At 37.6% G+C, this 23,119-nt stretch carries 17 protein-coding genes; 8 read left to right on the top strand and 9 right to left on the bottom strand.

The genetic code is table 11. The annotated features are described in order from the left end of the window. Positions 1–125: 125 nt before the first annotated feature. From rpoB to OQZ33_RS05105, 5 genes are all read left to right on the top strand, one after another. On the top strand, positions 126–3,929 hold the full coding sequence (gene rpoB, locus OQZ33_RS05125) for a DNA-directed RNA polymerase subunit beta (protein ID WP_056849502.1): 3,804 nt from the start codon (positions 126–128) through the stop codon (positions 3,927–3,929). 80 nt (positions 3,930–4,009) lie between these two features. Then, complete coding sequence (gene rpoC, locus OQZ33_RS05120) at positions 4,010–8,296, top strand: DNA-directed RNA polymerase subunit beta' (RefSeq protein ID WP_056850016.1); 4,287 nt, start codon at positions 4,010–4,012, stop codon at positions 8,294–8,296. Positions 8,297–8,432: 136 nt separating this feature from the next. Then, complete coding sequence (locus tag OQZ33_RS05115; RefSeq protein ID WP_056849503.1) at positions 8,433–8,744, top strand: DUF3467 domain-containing protein; 312 nt, start codon at positions 8,433–8,435, stop codon at positions 8,742–8,744. 90 nt (positions 8,745–8,834) lie between these two features. Then, a complete protein-coding gene (locus OQZ33_RS05110) occupies positions 8,835–10,058 on the top strand; it encodes an OmpP1/FadL family transporter (protein WP_265797986.1) in 1,224 nt (407 codons plus the stop codon). Positions 10,059–10,069: 11 nt separating this feature from the next. Next, the gene (locus OQZ33_RS05105) at positions 10,070–11,344 is read left to right on the top strand and encodes an SGNH/GDSL hydrolase family protein (RefSeq protein WP_265797985.1); all 1,275 of its coding nucleotides are present in this window, start codon (positions 10,070–10,072) and stop codon (positions 11,342–11,344) included. Positions 11,345–11,389: 45 nt separating this feature from the next. On the opposite strand, the gene miaA is transcribed toward OQZ33_RS05105, so the two are convergent. The 4 genes from miaA to OQZ33_RS05085 form a co-directional block, all read right to left on the bottom strand. Continuing rightward, positions 11,390–12,295 (bottom strand): tRNA (adenosine(37)-N6)-dimethylallyltransferase MiaA, encoded by a 906-nt coding sequence (miaA, locus tag OQZ33_RS05100; RefSeq protein WP_265797984.1) that lies wholly within the window; start codon positions 12,293–12,295, stop codon positions 11,390–11,392. A gap of 75 nt (positions 12,296–12,370) precedes the next feature. Further along, positions 12,371–13,015, bottom strand: coding sequence for an IS1096 element passenger TnpR family protein (locus OQZ33_RS05095; RefSeq protein WP_265797982.1), 645 nt, complete (start codon positions 13,013–13,015; stop codon positions 12,371–12,373). 98 nt (positions 13,016–13,113) lie between these two features. Beyond that, positions 13,114–14,520, bottom strand: coding sequence for a CCA tRNA nucleotidyltransferase (locus OQZ33_RS05090; protein WP_265797981.1), 1,407 nt, complete (start codon positions 14,518–14,520; stop codon positions 13,114–13,116). Between the two features lie 109 nt (positions 14,521–14,629). After that, positions 14,630–15,196: an L-threonylcarbamoyladenylate synthase gene (locus tag OQZ33_RS05085; RefSeq protein WP_265797980.1), complete on the bottom strand. Its 567-nt coding sequence runs from the start codon at positions 15,194–15,196 to the stop codon at positions 14,630–14,632. Positions 15,197–15,391: 195 nt separating this feature from the next. Between OQZ33_RS05085 and OQZ33_RS05080 the strand changes: the two genes are divergently transcribed. Next, positions 15,392–15,958 (top strand): DUF4136 domain-containing protein, encoded by a 567-nt coding sequence (locus tag OQZ33_RS05080; protein ID WP_265797979.1) that lies wholly within the window; start codon positions 15,392–15,394, stop codon positions 15,956–15,958. Here the strand turns inward: OQZ33_RS05080 and OQZ33_RS05075 are convergent, their stop codons facing one another. Together OQZ33_RS05075 and OQZ33_RS05070 are read right to left on the bottom strand one after the other, a co-directional pair. Then, positions 15,959–17,146 carry a glycosyltransferase family 4 protein gene (locus OQZ33_RS05075; protein WP_265797978.1) on the bottom strand — a complete coding sequence of 396 codons (1,188 nt, stop codon included), beginning with the start codon at positions 17,144–17,146 and terminating at the stop codon, positions 15,959–15,961. A 32-nt stretch (positions 17,147–17,178) separates the two neighbouring features. Beyond that, positions 17,179–17,997 (bottom strand): 2,3,4,5-tetrahydropyridine-2,6-dicarboxylate N-succinyltransferase, encoded by an 819-nt coding sequence (locus OQZ33_RS05070; RefSeq protein ID WP_056849511.1) that lies wholly within the window; start codon positions 17,995–17,997, stop codon positions 17,179–17,181. A 186-nt stretch (positions 17,998–18,183) separates the two neighbouring features. On the opposite strand from OQZ33_RS05070, the gene OQZ33_RS05065 reads away from it, so the two are divergent. After that, complete coding sequence (locus tag OQZ33_RS05065; RefSeq protein ID WP_265797977.1) at positions 18,184–18,585, top strand: RNA-binding S4 domain-containing protein; 402 nt, start codon at positions 18,184–18,186, stop codon at positions 18,583–18,585. Here the strand turns inward: OQZ33_RS05065 and OQZ33_RS05060 are convergent. After that, the gene (locus tag OQZ33_RS05060; protein ID WP_265797976.1) at positions 18,582–19,352 is read right to left on the bottom strand and encodes an EcsC family protein; all 771 of its coding nucleotides are present in this window, start codon (positions 19,350–19,352) and stop codon (positions 18,582–18,584) included. The two genes, OQZ33_RS05065 and OQZ33_RS05060, sit on opposite strands and share 4 nt — an antisense overlap. Positions 19,353–19,459: 107 nt before the next feature. Here OQZ33_RS05060 and OQZ33_RS05055 point away from each other — a divergent pair, with 107 nt between their 5' ends. Beyond that, on the top strand, positions 19,460–21,379 hold the full coding sequence (locus tag OQZ33_RS05055; RefSeq protein WP_265797975.1) for a redoxin domain-containing protein: 1,920 nt from the start codon (positions 19,460–19,462) through the stop codon (positions 21,377–21,379). Positions 21,380–21,416: 37 nt separating this feature from the next. Here the strand turns inward: OQZ33_RS05055 and OQZ33_RS05050 are convergent, their stop codons facing one another. Both OQZ33_RS05050 and OQZ33_RS05045 read right to left on the bottom strand, forming a co-directional pair. Further along, positions 21,417–21,809, bottom strand: coding sequence for a nucleoside deaminase (locus tag OQZ33_RS05050; RefSeq protein WP_322975014.1), 393 nt, complete (start codon positions 21,807–21,809; stop codon positions 21,417–21,419). 146 nt (positions 21,810–21,955) lie between these two features. Then, the gene (locus OQZ33_RS05045; protein ID WP_265797974.1) at positions 21,956–22,555 is read right to left on the bottom strand and encodes an OmpH family outer membrane protein; all 600 of its coding nucleotides are present in this window, start codon (positions 22,553–22,555) and stop codon (positions 21,956–21,958) included. Between the last annotated feature and the right edge of the window lie 564 nt (positions 22,556–23,119).

Raw genomic sequence — 23,119 nt, 5'->3', positions numbered from 1 at the left:
GACACCGACTGAAAATGTCGGTGTCTTTACCTGTTTATAAACATCTCATTTTGTTTGGTTAATGAGCCTGTTTAAAATCCGAACCAAACAAATAGTTTATTCTTAAACTAAAATCTTTTAGTCCATTGGCAAAGACAGTCGAACAAAGAGTAAATTTTGCAACTAGTAAGCACATTATAGACTATCCGGATTTTCTGGATGTGCAATTGCAATCATTCAGAGAATTTTTCCAGATAGATACCACATCAGACGATCGCTCTAGCGAAGGTTTGTTTAAAGTGTTTGCTGAAAACTTTCCAATAACAGATTCACGAAATATCTTCGTATTAGAGTTTCTTGATTATTTTGTTGATCCGCCACGTTACGATATACACGAGTGTATTGAGCGTGGATTAACCTACAATGTTCCATTAAAAGCAAAGCTTAAGCTTTCTTGTAACGATGTTGAACATGAAGATTTTGAAACTATTATTCAGGATGTGTATTTAGGTACGATCCCGTATATGACACCAAAAGGTACATTTGTTATCAACGGTGCAGAACGTGTTATCGTTTCGCAATTACACCGTTCTCCAGGTGTGTTCTTCGGCCAAAGCCGTCACACTAACGGAACCAAATTGTATTCTGCCCGTGTTATTCCTTTCAAAGGTTCATGGATCGAGTTTGCTACTGACGTGAACAACGTGATGTATGCTTACATCGATCGTAAGAAAAAATTCCCGGTTACCACTTTATTACGTGCTATCGGTTACGATTCTGATAAAGACATCTTAGAACTTTTTGATCTTGCTGACGAAGTAAAAGTTAGTAAATCAGGTTTAAAGAAATATATCGGTCGTAAACTGGCTGCAAGAGTTTTGAAGAAATGGGTTGAAGATTTTGTAGATGAAGATACAGGTGAGGTAGTTTCTATCGACCGTAATGAAGTGATTCTTGAAAGAGAAACCGTTTTAGAAGACGAACACATTGATATGGTTATCGAAGCTGGCGTAAAAAGCATTATCTTATCAAAAGAGGATGGCGCTAGTCAGGCAGATTATACCATTATTTATAATACATTACAAAAAGATACCTCTAACTCAGAGAAAGAAGCTGTTGAAAACATCTATCGTGCTTTGCGTAACGCAGAACCACCTGATGAGGAAACTGCTCGTGGTATCATTGATCGTTTATTCTTCTCAGATAAACGTTACGATTTAGGTGATGTTGGTCGTTACCGCATCAACCGTAAATTGAAAATGAATACCCCTGATGAGGTTAAAGTTTTAACAAAAGCAGACATTATCGCTATTGTTAAATATTTGATCAAATTGATCAACTCAAAAGAAGAAGTGGATGATATTGATCACTTATCAAACCGTCGTGTACGTACGGTAGGTGAGCAATTGTACGCACAATTTGGCGTTGGTTTAGCCCGTATGGCTAGAACAATCCGTGAGCGTATGAACATTCGCGATAACGAGGTGTTTACACCAACTGATTTGATTAACGCCCGTACGTTATCATCAGTGATCAACTCTTTCTTTGGTACAAATCAGTTATCACAGTTTATGGATCAAACGAATCCATTAGCAGAGATTACGCACAAACGCCGTTTATCAGCTTTAGGCCCAGGTGGTTTATCACGTGAAAGAGCTGGTTTCGAGGTACGTGATGTTCACTACACTCACTACGGTCGGTTATGTACTATCGAAACTCCTGAGGGACCAAACATTGGTTTAATTTCATCACTTTGTGTGCATGCGAAAATCAATAATTTAGGTTTCATCGAAACACCATACAAACGTGTTGAAGATGGTAAGGTAGTGGTTGATTCAGACGTTATTTATTTATCTGCAGAAGATGAAGATGGTAAAACCATTGCTCAGGCTAATGCAGAATATGATGATAAAGGTAACTTTATAACACCACGCGTTAAAGCACGTTATGAGGGTGACTTCCCGATTATTGAGCCTGAGAAATTAGACTTAATGGACGTTGCTCCTAACCAGATTACTTCAATTGCTGCTTCGTTAATTCCGTTCTTAGAACATGATGATGCGAACAGGGCTTTGATGGGATCGAACATGCAACGTCAGGCCGTACCATTGTTACGTCCCGAAGCACCAATTGTTGGTACAGGTTTGGAAGGTCGCGTTGCTCGTGACTCAAGAACATTGATCAACGCTGAAGGTGATGGTGTTGTTGAATATGTAGATGCTAACGAAATCACAATTAAATATGAGCGTAACGAAGATGATCGTTTAGTTTCATTTGAAGGTGATAGCAAAACTTACCGTTTAATTAAGTTCAAAAAAACCAACCAGAATACTTGTATCAACTTAAAACCAATCGTTAAGAAAGGTCAGAAAGTTACTAAAGGACAAGTGCTTTGTGAAGGTTACGCAACAGAAAACGGTGAATTGGCATTAGGTAGAAACTTGAAAGTGGCTTTCATGCCTTGGCAAGGTTTCAACTTTGAGGATGCGATTGTAATTAACGAGCGTATTGTTCGTGATGACGTTTTCACTTCATTGCATATTGAAGAGTTTGAATTAGAAGTACGTGATACTAAACGTGGAGAAGAGGAATTAACACCAGATATCCCGAACGTTTCTGAAGAGGCTACAAAAGACTTAGATGAAAACGGTATTATCCGTGTTGGTGCTGATGTAAAAGAAGGTGATATTTTAATTGGTAAGATCACTCCAAAAGGAGAATCTGATCCTTCACCAGAAGAGAAATTACTACGTGCAATTTTTGGAGATAAAGCAGGTGATGTTAAAGACGCGTCTTTAAAAACTCCTCCTTCAATTCAAGGTGTAGTAATTGATACTAAGTTATTCAGCCGTGCTAAGAAAACTACAAAAGCTGAAGAAAAATCGGCAATTGAAAAATTGGATAAGAGCTACAATAACATTACTGAGAAGTTAAAAGCAGAATTAGTAGACAAATTATTCACAATTGTAAATGGAAAAACATCTCAAGGTGTATTTAATATTTACAAAGAATTATTAGTACCTAAAGGCGCTAAATTTACTCAGAAAATTTTAGCAGATCTTGAATTTGCGCACATCAGCCCTAACAAATGGACAACTGATGACGACAAAAATGAGATGATTAAAATGTTGCTTCACAACTACGGTATCCGTGTTAACGAAGAACTTGGAGCTTATAAACGCGATAAATTTGCGATTAGTGTAGGTGATGAGCTTCCATCGGGAATTGTACAAATGGCAAAAGTTTATGTTGCTAAAAAGCGTAAATTAAAAGTAGGTGATAAAATGGCGGGTCGCCACGGTAACAAAGGTATTGTAGCACGTATTGTACGTGATGAAGATATGCCTTTCTTAGCTGATGGTACTCCGGTTGATATTGTGTTGAACCCACTGGGTGTACCTTCACGTATGAACCTTGGTCAGATCTATGAAACTATTTTGGCTTGGGCAGGTCAGGAATTGGGTGTGAAATTCGCAACTCCAATTTTTGATGGCGCTACACACCAAGAGGTAGAAGAGTGGATTGCTAAAGCGGGCGTTCCTGCTTCAGGTAAAACCTACTTATATAATGGTTTAACAGGTGAGCGTTTCGATCAGACTACAACTGTAGGTATTATCTACATGTTGAAATTAGGTCACATGGTTGATGATAAGATGCACGCCCGTTCAATCGGACCATACTCATTAATTACACAACAGCCATTAGGTGGTAAAGCCCAGTTTGGTGGTCAGCGTTTTGGTGAGATGGAGGTTTGGGCATTAGAGGCATTCGGTGCAGCTAATATTCTTCAGGAGATCTTAACCGTTAAATCGGATGATGTAATCGGAAGAGCAAAAACCTACGAAGCCATTGTTAAAGGTGAAAACCTACCAACTCCAGGTGTTCCAGAATCGTTTAACGTATTGGTACACGAGTTACGCGGTTTAGGTTTAGATATTACGTTAGACTAAAGTATAAAGTTAAAAGTTGAAAGTTAAAAGCTCCGGCTACTTTCAACTTTGCACTTTTAACTTTTAACTCAAAAAAGCATATGTCTTACAAAAAGGATAATAAATTAAAAAGCAATTTCACATCAATCACGATTAGCTTATCGTCTCCAGAAATTATTTTGGAACGTTCAAGCGGTGAGGTGTTGAAACCGGAAACCATTAACTACCGTACTTACAAACCTGAGCGTGATGGTTTGTTCTGTGAGCGTATTTTTGGTCCGGTAAAAGATTACGAATGTCATTGCGGTAAATACAAACGTATCCGTTACAAAGGTATTGTTTGTGATCGTTGTGGTGTTGAGGTAACAGAGAAGAAAGTACGTCGTGAGCGTATGGGGCACATCGCTTTGGTGGTTCCTGTTGCACACATCTGGTATTTCCGTTCGTTACCAAACAAAATCGGTTATTTATTAGGTTTACCTACTAAAAAATTAGATTTAATTATCTATTACGAGCGTTACGTAGTTATTCAATCAGGCTTAATGGCCGAAGAAGGTATCAACTATATGGACTTCTTAACGGAAGAAGAATATTTAGATATCTTAGATAAATTACCTAAAGAGAACCAATATTTAGACGATAAAGATCCTAATAAATTCATCGCCAAAATGGGTGCTGAAGCATTAGAAGATTTATTAAAACGTATTGATTTAGATACTTTATCTTATGATTTACGTCACCAAGCTGCTAACGAAACTTCTCAACAACGTAAAAATGAGGCTTTAAAACGTCTTCAGGTTGTTGAAGCTTTCCGTGGTGCTAATACACGTATTGAGAATCGCCCTGAGTGGATGATTGTTAAAATCGTGCCGGTTATTCCACCAGAATTACGTCCTTTAGTACCATTAGAAGGTGGTCGTTTTGCAACTTCAGATTTAAATGATTTATACCGTCGTGTAATTATCCGTAACAACCGTTTAAAACGTTTGATCGAGATTAAAGCACCAGAGGTAATTTTACGTAATGAGAAACGTATGTTGCAGGAAGCTGTAGATTCGTTATTCGATAACTCACGTAAAGTTAACGCGGTAAAAACTGAAGGTAATCGTGCTTTGAAATCACTTTCAGATATCTTGAAAGGTAAACAAGGTCGTTTCCGTCAGAACTTATTAGGTAAACGTGTGGATTATTCAGCTCGTTCGGTAATTGTTGTTGGGCCTAGCCTTAAATTACACGAGTGCGGTATTCCTAAAGATATGGCTGCTGAGCTTTACAAACCATTCATTATTCGTAAGATGATTGAGCGTGGTGTGGTAAAAACAGTTAAATCTGCTAAGAAAATCGTTGATAGAAAAGATCCATTAGTTTGGGATATCTTAGAAAATGTATTGAAAGGTCACCCGGTATTATTAAACCGTGCACCTACCTTACACAGATTAGGTATTCAGGCTTTCCAGCCAAAATTAATTGAAGGAAAAGCGATCCAATTACACCCGTTAGTTTGTACTGCATTCAACGCCGATTTTGATGGTGACCAGATGGCTGTCCACTTACCACTAGGTAACGCAGCAATTTTGGAAGCCCAAGTATTAATGTTGGCTGCACACAATATCTTAAACCCTGCAAACGGTACACCAATTACAGTACCTTCTCAGGATATGGTTTTGGGTCTTTATTATATTACTAAAGGCCGTAGAACTGATGATACAAGAGTAGTAAAAGGACAGGATTCTAATTTCTATTCTCCAGAGGAAGTAATTATTGCTTACAATGAGAAAGAATTAGATCTTCATGCTTTCATCAAGGTAAGGGTAAATGTTAAGCAAAACGATGGTTCTATCGTTAATAAATTAACAGAAACTACTGTTGGTAGAGTATTATTTAACCAATTGGTACCTGAAGAGGTAGGTTATATCAATGAGTTGTTGACTAAAAAATCGTTAAGAGATATTATCGGTGAAGTAGTGAAAATGACTGGTATGGCCCGTGCTTCTCAATTCTTAGATGATATCAAAGAATTAGGTTTCAAAATGGCTTTCCAAGGCGGTTTATCGTTCAACTTACAAGACGTAAACATCCCGGTAGAAAAACATACTTTATTAGAGCAGGCTGCAGCTGAAGTTGAAGAGGTAAGAAACAACTATAACATGGGTTTCATTACCAACAACGAACGTTACAACCAGATTATCGATATCTGGACTCGTATCAACAACAGGTTAACTACTTTCGTTATGACTCAGTTATCGTCAGATAACCAAGGTTTTAACTCAGTTTACATGATGCTTGATTCAGGTGCACGTGGTTCGAAAGAGCAGATTCGTCAGCTTTGCGGAATGCGTGGTTTGATGGCGAAACCTCAAAAATCAGGTTCGGGTGGTGATATCATTGAAAACCCGATCTTATCAAATTTTAAAGAAGGTTTATCGGTATTAGAGTACTTTATCTCTACTCACGGTGCTCGTAAAGGTTTGGCGGATACGGCTTTGAAAACGGCGGATGCGGGTTACTTAACTCGTCGTTTACATGACGTTGCTCAGGACATGATTGTTAATGATAACGACTGTGGTACTTTAAGAGGTATGTATACTACTGCCTTGAAAGATCAGGAAGATATCGTTGAACCATTATTTGATAGAATTTTAGGTCGTACCTCATTACATGATGTATACAATCCTTTGGATAATACATTATTAGTAGGTGCTGGCGAAGATATTAATGAAGAAGTTGCTAAATTGATCGAGGAATCGCCTTTAGAAGGTATTGAAATTCGTTCAGTATTAACTTGCGAAGCTAAACGTGGTGTTTGTGCATTATGTTATGGCCGTAACTTGGCATCTGGTAAACGTGTTCAAAGGGGTGAGGCAGTTGGTGTAATTGCAGCACAATCAATCGGTGAGCCGGGTACTCAGTTAACACTTCGTACTTTCCACGTGGGTGGTACTGCATCAAACATTGCTGCAGAATCAAACATCGTTGCTAAGTTTGATGGTGTTATCGAATTCGAAAATATCCGTACAGTTGATACACAAACTGAAGATGGTACAGTACAAGTTGTATTGGGTCGTTCAGGTGAGTTTAAAATTGTTGAGCCAGGTACAGGCCGAGTGATCGTTACCAACAATATTCCATATGGTGCTTTCTTATTCGTAAAAGAAGGAGATAAGTTATCTAAAGGAGATAAAATTTGTTCGTGGGATCCATATAACGCGGTTATTCTTTCAGAATTTGCCGGTAAAGCACAATTTGATGCGATTATTGAAGGTGTTACCTTCCGTGAAGAATCAGATGAGCAAACTGGTCACCGTGAAAAAGTAATTATTGATACACGTGATAAAACTAAAAACCCTTCTGTTCAAATTGTAGATAAGAAAGGTGAATTTATCAAAGGTTATAACATTCCAGTAGGTGCTCACGTTTCAGTTGATGAAGGTGAAGCGATTCAAACTGGTCAGATTATCGCTAAAATTCCTCGTGCAACTGGTAAAACCCGAGATATTACAGGTGGTTTGCCTCGTGTAACGGAATTATTTGAGGCTCGTAATCCTTCAAACCCAGCTGTAGTAACTGAGATTGATGGTGTAGTAACTTTAGGTGGTGTTAAACGTGGTAACCGTGAGATTACAATCGAATCTAAAGATGGTGAAGTTAAAAAATACCTTGTTCCATTGTCGAAACACATCCTTGTACAGGATAATGACTTTGTGAAAGCCGGTATGCCTTTATCAGATGGTTCAATTTCTCCTGCAGATATCTTATCAATTAAAGGCCCAGCAGCGGTTCAAGAATACTTAGTAAATGGTATTCAAGAGGTTTACCGTTTGCAAGGTGTAAAAATTAACGATAAGCACTTCGAGGTAATTGTTCACCAGATGATGCAGAAAGTTCACATCGAAGATCCAGGTGATACTATTTTCTTAGAAAATAACGCTGTAGATCGTTGGGATTTTGCAGAAGAGAACGATGCAATGTACGACAAAAAAGTTGTGGAAGATGCAGGCGACTCGACAGATTTAAAACCAGGTCAAATTGTATCATTGCGTAGATTAAGAGACGAAAATTCTCAATTGAAACGTAAAGATTTGAAACAGATCACGGTTAGAGATGCAAGACCAGCAACAGCTAGTTCCATCTTACAAGGTATTACTCGTGCATCATTAGGTACTAAATCGTTCATTTCTGCGGCTTCGTTCCAGGAAACTACGAAAGTATTAAATGAGGCGGCAATTGCAGGTAAACGCGATAACATGTTAGGCTTGAAAGAAAACGTGATCGTTGGTCACTTAATCCCTTCAGGTACTGGTGTACGTGGTTACGAAAGAATCATTGTTGGTTCTCAAGAAGAATACGATAAATTATTGGCTTCGAAACAAGAAGAAGTAGAAGCATAATATACTTCATTTTTTTCAGAAAGGGCTGTTTCATTTATTTGAAGCAGCCCTTTTTGTTTTAAATATTTTTTTAGTCTTAATGATAAAATATTACCTTTAAATGCTCTATTAAGAACAGTGCAAAATTTACCACATCATGGAAGAACAACAAAACGAAAATCAATTAAACATAGAGCTATCTGAAGAAATCGCTGAAGGTATTTTTTCAAATCTTGCCATTATTACTCATTCCAATACCGAATTTGTATTGGATTTTATACGTGTAATGCCGGGAATTCCGAAGGCAAAAGTTAAATCAAGAATTATTTTAACGCCAGAACACGCCAAACGATTACTTGTTGCTTTGGATGACAATATCCAGAAGTTTGAAGCGGTAAATGGTAGAATCAAAACGCAAGAGGAACCACCGTTTCCAATGGGTTTTGGAGGGCCTACCGCTCAAGCGTAACCTGCAAAGTTTTCAGGGTCATCTTAAAAACAAATTTTTGCTTGCTATGTTAGCATAGTAGGCATTTCTGCTATAACCATTTATCGAACTATGAGAAAACTTTTATTAGCCTTATTATTTTCGGCTCCGCTATGGGTGCTGGGACAAGGTTTCCAGGTCAATTTACAGGGACAAAAACAAATAGGAATGGCTGGCGCCGGCTCGGCACTGGCTTTAGACGAAGCTTCTGTATTCTTCAATCCCGGTGCAGTTACTTTTTTAGAAAAAAATTCTATTTCTGCGGGAGTTAATCCGTTACTTTTTAAATCTGCTTTTAAACAAAACGGATCAAACATCACTGAAAACGTTAAAAATAAAATTGCACCGCCTTTTGAAGCCTATGCCGTTTGGGGTCCGAAATCAAATAAGTGGAAGTTGGGTTTAGGTGTTTATACTCCATTTGGAGGTTTGGTAGACTGGGGTAATGATTGGTCTGGCAGATATGCATTAACATCATTAAACCTGAAGGCAATCTATTTTCAACCTACCTTAAGTGTTAAAATTTCCGATCGGATTGGTATTGGTGCAGGCTTCGTTTATAATCACGGAGATGTTAATTTACAAAGGGCATTGCCTGTGAATTATCCTGACGGACGCTCCGGCCATGCCACTTTAGAAGGAACTGGAAGCGGTTATGGATGGAATGCAGGTTTATACATTAACACATTGAGCAATATTACCTTTGCGGTGGTTCACAAATCAAAAGTGATTACCAAATTGGAGGGTGGATCGGCAACTTTTGATGTTCCCGAGTCATTAAGGTCATCCTTCCCAGCCGGAAATACTTTTAATGCAGAATTGCCATTGCCATCTACAACAACTCTAGGTATTGGCATTCCACTTTCAAAAAGTACTACTCTTGCATTTGATGCGAGTTGGGTACAGTGGAGAATCTACGAGGAATTGGCTTTTGATTATGCTGTCAATACTCCTGCTTTGGCCGATACGAAATCTGCCCGCAATTATCGTGATGGATCTTCATTTAAATTAGGTGTAAATCACAAAGCATCTGGAAAAGTATCATTAAGAGCTGGGGTGGGTTATGCATTTTCTCCTGTGCAGGATGGATATGTTACGCCGGAAGCTCCAGATGCAAATCGTTATATTCTAAGTGCGGGGGTAGGCTATGCACCGACAAGCCGTTTTGAAGTAAATGCTTCGTTTTTCTTTGAAGATGTTCAATCGCGTAAGCAAAAAAATATAGAAACTGGTTTAGATGGTACTTTCAAAACGTTAGTTTATGCACCTGGTCTTTCATTAACTTATAAGTGGTAGGAGAAACTTAAATGAAAAAATATATATTAAATAGTCTTTTCGCTGCCGTTGTTTTATTCGCAGCTTCATGTAAGCCAGAAATTGAAACGCCTGCAGGCACCACCGCGGGGCAAGCAAATTTCAGTAAATATATTGCTGTTGGGAATTCACTCACTGCTGGTTTTGCAGACGGTGGCCTTTACCTCGAGGGGCAAAAAGTAGCCTATCCGAATTTATTGGCCACACAAATGGCTACTGTGGGGGGTGGAGCTTTCACCTCACCATTTTTCGCTGATGCTCAAGCAAATGGTTCTGGCTATTTAACCTTATCGGCTTTGGTAAATGGAAGCCCAACTCTGGCCAATGTTACCACGAATCTTGCTTATCGCGATGCGACCCACTTGGCAAAGTATACCGGAGAAGTTCAGAACCTGGGCATACCGGGAATGCGTGTTGATTTGGCTTTTGCGGCCCCTTACAGTGCTGCCAATATGTATATGGAGCGTTTACTCAGTGATACACAAGTAGGAACAACAACTTATTTTCAGTTTATACAAGGAAGAAATCACAGCTTTTTTTCTTTATGGTTAGGAAATAACGACGCATTGGGTTGGGCAACAAATGGAGGTGTAACCACCGACGCAACAAATGTGTTAACGGATAAAGCTACATTTTCAATGTTGTATTCTAATTTAATAAATGCATTAACTGCTGGCGGTCAAAAAGGGGTGGTAGGAACTATTCCTGATGTTACGGCCGTGCCTTACTTTAATACAGTAACAGTACCTGCGTTATTAGCTGCTGCAAAAGCAATAAATCCTACTGCCGTTGCAGTATTTATTCAAACCGGAACTGCTGTTAGAGCCGCTACCAGCGAAGATTTGATTCGTTTACCTTTCCAAACTGCTGGCTTATTTGGCACGGGGGCAATTCCTTATGGGCTGGATCCAAGAAATCCTATTGCCAATAATTGGGTGTTGGATAAAGATGAGATTATACGTGTTAAAGATTATGTAAACAGCTATAACAGTACAATTAAATCGCTTGCTAATAGTAAAGGTTTAGCTGTAGCGGATACTTACACTTATTTAAATATGGTTAAAGCTGGTATCCCTATTCAGGGAATTAATATTAATTCTGCTTTTATCACTGGTGGTGCATTTTCGTTGGATGGTGTTCACCTTACACCAAGAGGAAACGCGGTAATTGCAAATTTGTTTATCGATGCCATTAATAGCAAATACAATTCTACCATTCCTTCGATTGATATTACGAAATATAGAGGTGTGAAGTTCCCCGATAAATAATCGACTCCTACAGAAAGGATTCACAATTTGTGAATCCTTTTTTATTTATAATCTACCTTCAATATAGCTAATTACATTTTCCTTATCATTGGGCTCGAACCATTTTATCTCTTCGTCTCTACGAAACCAAGTCAACTGTCTTTTTGCAAAGCGACGTGTATTTTGTTTAATGGCATTAATGGCATCGTCTAATTCGATTTTGCCATCCAGATAGTCGAAAATTTCACTGTAACCAACGGTGTTAAGAGCGTTATATTTTCTGAAACTCCATAAAGATTTCACTTCCTCTACCAGGCCATTAGCAATCATTTGATCAACACGCTGATTAATTCGATCGTATAAAATGGCTCTGTCGGTATTCAAGCCAATTTTAATCATAATAAATGGACGTACTTTCTTTGTAGCAGAAAGCATGGACGAAAGTTTTTTTCCAGTGGATAAAAATACTTCCAGGCCTCTGATCATTCTCTGCGGATTATTTTGATCCACCTTTGCAAAGTATTCGGGATCTAGTAATGAGAGTTGCTCCTGAATGCTACCCAAGCCTTCTGTTTCAAATTGTTGATTTAATTTTTCTCTTATTAATAAATCAATTTCTGGCATTTCATCCAACCCATTAATTAGCGCATTCACATATAAGCCAGATCCGCCGACCATGATTGCTGTGTGATGCTGATCGAAAATTTCCGCTAGCTTTTGCAATCCTTCTATTTCGAAATCGCCGATGCTGAACAGTTGAGTAATAGAATGTGAATTGATGAAATGATGTTTTGTGGCAGCAAGTTCATCAGGAGAAGGTTTTGCGGTACCAATCTCCATCTCCCGAAAAAACTGACGAGAATCTGCCGAAATAATTTCGGTATTAAAGTGTTGAGCAACTTGAATAGCCAAAGCTGTTTTTCCAATAGCGGTTGGACCAACGATAGATATTAGCGTTTTTTTATTCGGCATAAACTGGATTTAAAAACAAAAGCTGTCAAATTTAAATATTTGACAGCTTTAAGTTTACTTTAATTATGGGATAGATTAATAATCCTCTTTTTGATCATCATCGAAGTTATCTCCGTCAGAGAATTCGTCACCAAATTCATCATCTTCACTTTCTTCATCATCATCTGATTCTTTCTCATTGATTCCCATTTCACCCATTGCTTCCAATTCGTCTGTATCTTCTGGTACAAAGTTCATTTCATTTAAAAAATCAAACTCACTTGCTGCTGCAACAGCACCTCGAGGGTCAACCGATTGCGGACCATTTTGCTCCATAATTTTAGGAGCCTCACCAGTACTCTTCGCTAAAAACGGATATTCGATATTCGGATCAGGATCTAAAACGATTTTCACTAATTCTACATGAAAATCGTAAGGGCGATCGAAATTATAGATGTAATAAAATTTTTGATGAGGATCTTCAATAAAACCACTTAACTTAGAATTTTCCATTAAAACTACCCGGTCTTTTTTTCGCTCATTGGGTAGGTAGGCAATTTCATCACCTTTTAGCCAATTATCAGTACTTACGTAAAATGATGATGGTTTCTCGGCATTGTAACCAGTAGATTTATGAATAGCCTTGTGCAGGTCTTCAAAAGTTTGGTTTGATTTAATGTCGATCTCTCTCACAACATCATCAAAATCTTCGAAAGTAATTCTAAATTTATAAATAGCCATTATTGTATTTTGGAACCGTAAAAATAAAGTTAATTTCTATCACCACAAACAACAAAAAATATAAAAAAGTTGCGTTTAATTGATGTATGGGCATTAAATTACTTATTAACAGGATTTAAACCCATTTGTTTTGCTTGATTTAGCATAAAGTGATGTGCTTCATCGTAATCATTTTTAATTTCTCCCTCGAGGATAGCTTCGCGTATCGCATTTTTAATTAGCCCCACTTCTTTACCTGCTGGTAAACCAAAAGTTTCCATAATATCAAGTCCGGTTATTGGTGGTTGCCAGTTACGAAGTTGATCACGTTCCTCAACATCTTTCAGCTTTATCTTAACCAGTTCAAAATTTCTTCGGTATTTGGTTTTTTTATATTCGTTTTTGGTGGTAACATCAGCATTGCACAGCATCATTAAACTTTCAATCTCTTCACCAGCATCGAATAAAAGTCTTCTCACTGCAGAGTCGGTAACGGTCTCTTGTGCTAAAACAATTGGGCGCAAATGCAATTGAACGAGCTTTTGCACGAATTTCATTTTTTCGTTCAATGGAAGCTTAAGCTGAGCAAAGATTTTAGGAACCATTTTCGCTCCTCGATCTTCATGGCCATGAAATGTCCAGCCGTGGCCTTCTTCGAAACGTTTGGTAGCGGGCTTGGCAATATCATGCAGAATTGCAGCCCAGCGCAGCCACAAATCATCAGTGTCTGCGCAAATGTTATCTAATACCTCAAGCGTATGGTAAAAGTTATCTTTATGTCCTTTTCCTTTAATAATTTCTACACCATAAAGCTGGGCCATTTGAGGGAAGATAATCTCGAGCAATCCGGTATCAAACAGGTGTTTGAAACCAACAGAAGGAACTGGTGATAAAATGATTTTGTTCATTTCATCCGTAATTCGCTCTTTGGAAACAATACTAATTCTTTTTTTCTGCGTCTTAATTGCGTTTAAGGCAGCCGGATCTATATCGAAATTCAATTGAGCGGCAAAGCGAATAGCCCTCATCATACGTAATGGATCATCAGAAAAAGTTACTTCTGGATCCAATGGCGTACGGATGAGCTTGTTTTCTAAATCTTTGACTCCATTAAATGGATCTAATAGTTCGCCAAAATGATTGGCGTTTAAATTAATGGCCAAGGCATTAATTGTAAAATCTCTGCGGAGTTGGTCATCCTCTAAACTACCATCTTCTACAATGGGTTTTCTGGAATCTGATCGGTAAGATTCTTTTCTCGCCCCAACAAATTCGACTTCTAAATCTTGATATTTAATATTTGCAGTGCCAAAGTTTTTAAAAATAGCCACTTTGCTATTTAGCTTTTTACCAACGGCTTCGGCATACGCAATGCCACTGCCAACCACAACCACATCAATATCTTTCGAAGGTCGGTTCAAAAATAAATCCCTCACAAAACCCCCAATAACATAGGCTTCAGTGTTATTTTTATCGGCAATAGCTGATAGTGTTTTAAAAATTGGATTTTGAAGATGTTGCTGCATAGTTTTGAAATCGTAATGCTATCCTGATCATTTGGGATTAGCATATACACATACCTCCCTAAAAATTTAGGGCGAAGGCGATTTAAATAGGTTACAAAAGTACTAAAATTTACTTGCGGATAAATTCAAATTGACCGCTTGGCCTTAGTTTCATGATAGTAGATGGTTTTTTGATGCTGCGGTCTTCTTGCTGAAAGTCTACCACATAATCAACAGCTTCAATAATTTCAGGGTCGATATCATCAAAAAACTGTGGTGATGGTTTGCCACTCATATTCGCTGATGTTGATACTACAGGCTTTCTAAACCGCTGAATGAGTGGCGTACAAAAATCATGTTTAACTATACGAATGCCCACGCTTCCATCTGTATTGATCACATTTGGAGCTAAATTTTTTGCATTAGAAAAAATGATTGTCAAGGGGTTTTCTGCGTATTCAATTAAATCATAGGCCACCTCAGGAATTTCTTTAACGTAGCTTTGAAGCTTGCTGTCCACATCCAAAAGTACAATCAGGCTTTTTTCTGCTGGCCGATTCTTGATTTTAAGCAGTTTTTCTACCGCATCAGCATTCGTTGCATCGCAACCTAAACCCCAAATGGTATCAGTAGGATAGAGGATTACTCCGCCGTTTTTAATCACTTCTAAAGCTCTATTAATTTCATCTTTTAGCATACTGCAAAGTTAGCTTTTTCTATCAAATGTTAAATTTTCATAATATCCTAAAGCTAAGCGCTATAAGCTAAAACTAAATCAATATTTATTCGTTTTTTAATTGACAATAAAAATGTAAAATTATTGATCTCAGTATTTTTGTACTTACAAAATCACTATATTTATTTCAGGTTATTCAAATAAAACAACGCACAAATGAAAACATTTAAAACACTACTAATGCTATTTACAGTTGTATTGGCATTAACAGGATGTTCGAGTCTTCGGACAGCATCCGACTACGATAAAAACGTAGATTTCACCGCTTACAAAACTTATAACTTCTACGACAAAGGAATTGAGCGGGTAAGGCTTAATAATCTTGATAAACGTAGATTGATGGCTGCTGTAGAAGCTGAAATGAACTCAAAAGGATTTGTTAAAGCTGATAAACCTAGTATGCTGGTTAACCTTGTTGTGGTAGGAAGAGAAAAAACTGACGTGTACAACCCTGGCTTTGGTGGTTGGGGTTGGGGCGGCGGCTGGGGCTGGCGTGGTGGCTGGGGAGGCTGGGGTTGGGGCGGTGGTCCGACTTATGTAAACCAATACATCGAAGGAACCATCATTATCGACTTTTTAGATCCTAACAAAAAAATATTATTTTGGCATGGAAGAGGCTCTGGCTTTAATCTTGATAATTTAAATAAACGAGAAGAAAGATTGTATACAGGCGTAAGAGAAATTTTGGCGCAGTATCCGCCAAACGCACTTGCCGCTAAATAATTAGCTTAAAACTTTTTGATAGCAATTCATTAATTGCTGCGTTACCAAAGGGCTGTTGAATTTTTGAACGAATTCCAGCCCTTTTTCTTTCATCTCGTTTTGTAAAGTTGAAGATGATAGGACCCTAGTTATTTCTGCTGATAAACCTTCGGGATCCTTGGGGTTGACATAAATACTGTCTGGCCCGCCAGCTTCTTCTAAACAGGAACCAATCGCCGCAATTGTGGGTATTCCAGAATAGAGAGCTTCGATAATAGGGATCCCAAATCCTTCATAAAAAGAGGGGTAAACAAATACACTAGCCATTTGATAAATGCCTGGCAAATCTGCAAAAGGAATGTTCTTAAGGAAAATAATTCTGTTGCCTAATCCCAAGAGCTTAATTTCCTTTTCTACTTCTTTAAAATAGGCTGTCTTCTTTCCTATAACTACCAACTTATATTCTTCGTTCACATCTTTCAATGCTTGGACAATCAGTTTGAGGTTTTTCCGATTTTCAATGGTACCAACATTTAGTAAGTATTTCTGCGGTAGTTTATAAGTGGTTCGGATTTTATCAAGCGTAGTTTGAGGAAAGGCTGTTTTAAAACTATCATCGCAACTTTGATAAATGACTTCAATTTTTTCAGGATTTATGCCATAAAATTCAATGATGTCGGCCTTCGTTTTTTCGCTTATTGCGATGATTTGATGAGCTCTTTTACAGGCAGATCTGCTCTTCCATTCGTACAATTTGCGATCGATAAATTTATAGTACTGTGGGAAACGAAGGAAAATTAAATCGTGAATCGTAACAATGGACTTGATTTTTGTGTGCTGAATAGCGAAAGGAATTTCATGACTTAGGCCATGGAAAATCTGAACTTTATCTCTCAGTAAATCTTTCAGAATATTTAGCGAACGCCACAAAAATGTTCCGCTGATTGGCAGTTTTAGCTTGATGTTTTCCGCTTCGAAAAAAGCATCTATCTGCCTTGAAGATTTTACTTTTGGCGAATAAACGAGGTATTGGTTTTCAGGAAATTGTTTGGATAAGGCTTCAATTAACGATCGGCTATAATTGCCTAAACCCGTTAAATTATTCGCAGCCCGTTTACCGTCGAAACCAATTCGGAGTTTAATGTTTAAAGTTGAAAGTTGAAAGTTCTCTTGCAGAGAAATCAAACTTTCGCGATTTTCTTGCATCATGTTACTTTCCACTTTCAACTCTTAGCTAATTACTATACTGCTACATTATTTTCTCTCAACGCATCGTTAAGTGAAGTCTTTTTATCTGTACTTTCTTTACGTTTACCGATAATTAAAGCACATGGAACTTGATAATCTCCTGATGGGAATTTTTTAGTATAGCTACCTGGAATTACAACGGAACGAGCTGGAACAATACCTTTATATTCGATAGGCGTTGGTCCGGTTACGTCAATAATTTTAGTCGATGCAGTTAAAACCACATTTGCACCAAGAACTGCTTCTCTTTCTACTTTTACACCTTCCACTACAATGGCTCTCGATCCTAAAAACGCATCATCCTCAATAATTACCGGAGCAGCCTGTACAGGTTCTAAAACACCTCCAATACCCACGCCACCGCTTAAGTGAACCCGTTTTCCGATTTGTGCACATGAACCGACAGTAGCCCAGGTATCAACCATTGTGCCTTCATCAACATATGCACCAATGTTCACATAAGATGGCATCATGATTACGCCCTTAGCCAAAAACGAACCGTAACGAGCACTTGCCATTGGCACCACACGAACTCCAGTTGCTTTGTAATCGGTTTTTAAGTCCATTTTATCGTGGTAAACAAATGGTCCGCTTTTTATTTCCTTCATCTCGCGAATTGGGAAATATAAAATTACCGCTTTCTTTACCCATTCATTAATGCCCCAAGAGTTCAAAACTGGTTCAGCAACGCGAATTTCACCCTTATCTAATCCTAAAATTACGGTTTCAATAGCTTCGCAATAGTTGCTGTACTTTAAGAGCGTTCTGTCTTCCCAAGCGGCTTCAATTAATTTCTTTAAATCTGAATACATGATGTTTTTAAATTTTACGCAAAATAACTCAATTTTTTTGGTTTTTTAGATTTTTAGGTGTTTGGTTTTTTTGATCAGGTTGGTGGTTTCGTTTTTAGTTTAGGTTGTTTAACTTTGGTTTTTCTAAGTCAGACACTTGAATTTTAGGATATGCACCTCGTAAACAACACCAATTAACAAAGCATTATGGCGGAAACGGAAAAACTTAGGATAGATAAATACTTGTGGGCGATTAGGTTGTTTAAAACTCGAAGCCTGGCTACTGAAGCTTGTAAAGCTGGCCGTGTGAAATTAAAAGGACAAAATATAAAGCCCTCAGCTATCGTGAAGATTGGCGACGTTTATCAGGTATCAAAAGGAATAGAAAAGAAAGTGATTGAAGTTGTTGATTTTTCTTATAACAGAACAGATTCGCCAACTGCCTTAACTAAATACAAAGATTTGACTCCGCTAGAGGAAACCCATGCTTTTAAATCAGCTTTTCACTCGCCTAACTTAAAGCGAGATCGGGGTACTGGCCGACCAACTAAAAAAGATCGGAGGGAGACTGATGACTTAATTAGTGGTTTGTTTGATGATGAAGATTAACTAATTCTCAAATTCTGGTTTTCAGTTTCTTCAGTACTTATTGTTGCATACTGCATGCTGAAAAAGCGCATTCTATAGCTCATCATTGCAGTTTTCCCCAACTTATCGATCAATTTGTAATTTGCAACCGCACCCACTGCAGCGCCAACAAAGGGTAACATTTGAGCCAGCTTAGCCAGGTCAATATAATCTCGGTATTGCTGCTGAAAGGTAAGCCAGTCAAATTCATCGATATTTGTTGGAAGTTGGTGTGCTTTATTATCCCAGTCTTGCATTTTAACAAAAACATTCTGGCTCTCTTCTTTGCTGGAAAATGCCAATTGAAAAATGTGAAGGATAAATAAGCGTTCACGGTAATCCTTAACATCGTAACCATAAACGGCAGCGATATCAAAAAGCATTTTCATTTTAATGCCCAGCAATAAGGGAAAATCAGCTAAGCTCATTAAGAATCCTCCGGCTCCCGTAATTCCACCTTCTGCTGCGCCGGTTTTCTTATAGCTTTCAATTTTTTGTTTGATTAATGCTTCTCGATGCATCAATGTCAAATCGGTTAATGGTTTTGAAGTGGTAAATGTAGAACCAAAAAGTACGGCTTTAACCATTTGTTTTATCGCTGTGGTTATGGCATTGTGAACTTTATCAGGAATATAACTGTTAATTTTTTTTTGAACAGAATTAGTCACCTTATTAAAAAGTGATGGCTTTTGTAAAATTTTAAATTTCCAGAAATCAACTTCACTCGTTATTTTTTGTTCGTAATTCATATTGCATTTATTGCAAAAATTGTTCCTTAAATTTTTAATTCTTTATTGATTTTTTGAAATTTAAACTATATATTTAGTTGTCTTAATTTTCATTTAAATCATTCATTATGAAAGCATTGAAATTTCTCTATTTATTGGTGGTCTTAGCAGGAACCGCCAATGCTCAAGGCGTTAAATTTTCGTCAGAAAAACCGGCAGCCGGGAGCCAAGTTACTTTTACTTATCAACCAAAAGGCACTAATTTGCAAAATTTAACTGATATAACTTGCTCCAGTTATACTTTCTTTTCAGGCACAAATCCTAAAAAAGCAAAAATAGATATTGTCAAAGACGGAGAATTATACAAGGGAGAAATTTCTACAGCCGACAGTGTAACTTTAATCGGTTTAGTTTTCTCAGCTGGCGATCAAAAGGACGAATCGCCTGAAGGTTATGTGCTTGAATACACCAAAGCAGGAAAGGTTTTACCTGAAACCTATATTAATGAAGCGTTTCTGTATGGCTTAGCAGGCAACTACTATTTGGGTTTAACCCTCGACCCTGAAAAGGCAGCTTCACTTTACAAACAAGCGTTTGCGCTGAAACCAATATTAAAAAAGAAAAATCTTACTTCATATTTGTCTATGGAATACAAAGTTGACAAGGAAGTAGGAGCCAAGCTGATTAACGACAATATAAAAAGCCTGGGGAGCATTAAAGATCCTAAAGAGGAAGATTTGGTTGCCGCAACTTCGCTCTACACTTTATTAAAGAAAAAGCCGCAAGCCGATTCGGTAAAAGCCATTACCTTGAAAAAATTTCCATTAGGAAATTATGCGTATGGACAAGAAATGAATGCACTTTATGCTACGAAAGATTTTGCCCAACAAGAGCAGAAAGCAAATGAGTTAATTGCAAAATATAAATTCGACCCTTCAAAGAAAATAGATCAGAATAAAATAAATTCAGTCTATAACATCTTAGCTTCATCGGCTATAAAAGCTAAGAACTATGAGAAATTTGAACTTTACGCCAATAAAGTAAGTAACAAGCTTTCAAAAGCTGGATTATTTAACTCCTTCGCCTGGTCAAGTGCAGAGAAAAAGGAAAACTTAGAATTGGCGAGCAAGCTATCTAAACAATCTCTGGATTTGGTAGAGCAAGCTAAAAATGATGAAAAGCCAGATTATTTTAGCACAAAAGAAGATTATCTAAAATCTTTGAACCAATCTTGGGGCATGTATGCTGATACTTATGCCTTGCTGCAGTATCATCAGGATAATTTCAAAGAAGCGCTTTCGCTACAAGAAAAAGCCATTGAACTTTCTGGTCCTTCGCCAGATGGATCTGCCCGTTTAGTAACCTATCTTATTAAAAATGGACAGGATGATAAAGCTTATTTAGAGGCCGAAAAGTTAATAAAAGATGGTAAAGCTTCAGATTCTTTAAAAACTGAATTCAAGATACTTTATGGTAAATTGAAAAAGCCCGGAACCTATGAAACTTACATAGCGGATTTAGAAAAGGTAGCAATAGAGAAATCAAAAGCAGAGTGGACAAAGAAAATGATTAGCGTACCAGCACCAGCTTTTTCACTGGTTAATTTAAAAGGTGAAAAAGTTAGTCTTTCTGATTTTAAGGGTAAAGTGGTGATTCTTGATTATTGGGCAACCTGGTGTGGACCATGTGTAGCTTCTTTTCCAGGAATGCAAAAAGCTTTGGCTAAATATTCAGCCAACCCAAATGTGGTATTTTTATTTGTGAATACCTGGCAGAACGAAGAAAACAGAGAAAAAGTGGTGACGGATTTCGTAGCTGAGAAAAAACTGAATTTTAATATCTTGTATGATACCAAGAATGTTAAAGATCCTTCAAAATTTGACGTGGTAAGTGCATACAAGGTAGAAGGCATTCCTACTAAATTTATTATTGATGGGGAAGGGAATATTAGGTTTAAGGCAGTTGGTTTTTCAGGTTCGGATGATGGTGTGGTGAAAGAAATAGATTCAATGGTGGGCTTATTACTGCCCAAAGAAACTAGCAAATAGAATATAACCAGGTTCAGCTTTTTGCTGAACCTGGTTTTTAATAATCTATTCTCATTGCTGAATCACCCCAAAGTTTGAAAGCTTGCATCGCTTCATCTCGCATCATTTGTACCACAGGTAATGACCGTTTATCCATTGGCTTTTCCAGTTCTTCGTAAATAAATTTATCGCTGAAGCCGATATTTTCTGCGTCAACCTTAGTGTTGGCAAAGTAAATTGTTTCAATCCGCGACCAATAAATGGCTCCTAAACACATCGGGCAAGGTTCGCAACTCGTATAAATTACACAACCACTTAAATCGAAAGTGTTTAATTTCTGGCAGGCTAAACGAATGGCCGATACTTCAGCATGAGCTGTTGGATCATTGGTAGAAGTAACCTTATTGGCCGAGCCAGCAACAAACTTTCCTCCACAATCACTGCCCCAAATGGTCCGCCAATACTTTCTGTAACATTTTGTATTGATAGCGCAATCGCCATACGCATAAATTCTTTGTGATCGTTTTCCATGATAAATATCTAAGCAAAAAAAAATGCCCCGATGATCGGGACATTTTTGATATATCTATTTTAAATTTATTTCTTGCTGTATTGAGCGTTTAAGCCTTTAATCACTTCCGAAGTCACATCTAAAGTTTCATCAGCAAATAAAATTGCGCTGTTACCTTTAGAATAGGTTAAAACCATTTTATAGCCTTTTTCTTTTGCATAACCTTTTAAATAATCAGCAACTTTATCATAAAGTTTTTCATTTTCGGCTGCTTGCTCATTTTGTAAAGCTGCACCAGCATTTTGTTGGTAAGCTTGTAATTCTTGTTGTTTACGACCTAAACGTTCTTCAGTCGATTTGCGTTGATCGGCAGATAAAGTTTGAGCAGATTGTTGGTATTGAGCCAATTCTCTCTGAAAAGCCTGACCTTTAGCCTGCATATCGGCCTGAGCATTTTTGGTTTTACCTTCAAATTTTACTTTCAAATCTTTGAAGTATTCGTATTTGGTTAATAAAGAATCAGAGTTAACGTAAACAATTTTTTCGCTTGGCGCTACTGCTGCTGTGGTGCTATCTGTTTTCTTAGTTTCAGTTGTTTTAGCGTCTTTGTTTTGACATGAAGAAAATGCTGTAATTAAAGCAGCAGTCGCAAATAAGCCAAAGGTTTTAAAGGTTCTTCTTTCCATTATTGTTTAATAAATTTCAGCAAAGATAAAAATGATAATTAAGTATGCAATAAATAGTTTCTGCCCATAAACTTTTCAATTATAATCGTTTATAGGTTGACTTAACGAAGTTTAGTTGTGAATTATTATTTGAAAAGCAAATGTTGTGATTTGTTTTAAAGCTTGTCCCCCTAGCCGCTTTACTTCTCCCCATGAAAAATCGGGTTTCGTGTTCACTTTTGTCGGGTTTAAGTGGTGCGGGTAGTGCTTAAATTTATGGTTGCAGTGTTCAAAATCCATGAAAGGTTCCAAGAGCTATGAATTCATTTGTTGTTGTTTATTCAGGAAACGTTCCTACAGAACGAAAGAATGCTTCGCTTGTTTTTTCCCGATCAAATATTTTTCTACCGATGAAACGTTCCTACGGAACGAAAGGATAATTCGAATATTTTCCTTCTGCCTTTGACACGTTCTCATAGAACGACATAATTTGGTGTTTTTTCTACCAATCAAACGCTCCTACGGTACGAAAAAATCCGTCGTCTGTTTTTTTTCCGATGAAATATTCCTACGGAATAAAAAATA

Origin of the sequence: Pedobacter sp. MC2016-05 (assembly GCF_026239735.1) — a bacterium.
In the GTDB taxonomy this organism is placed as follows: domain Bacteria; phylum Bacteroidota; class Bacteroidia; order Sphingobacteriales; family Sphingobacteriaceae; genus Pedobacter.
The sequence above is the reverse complement of the archived record's forward strand: the minus strand, read 5'-3'. Positions and strand labels throughout refer to the sequence as shown.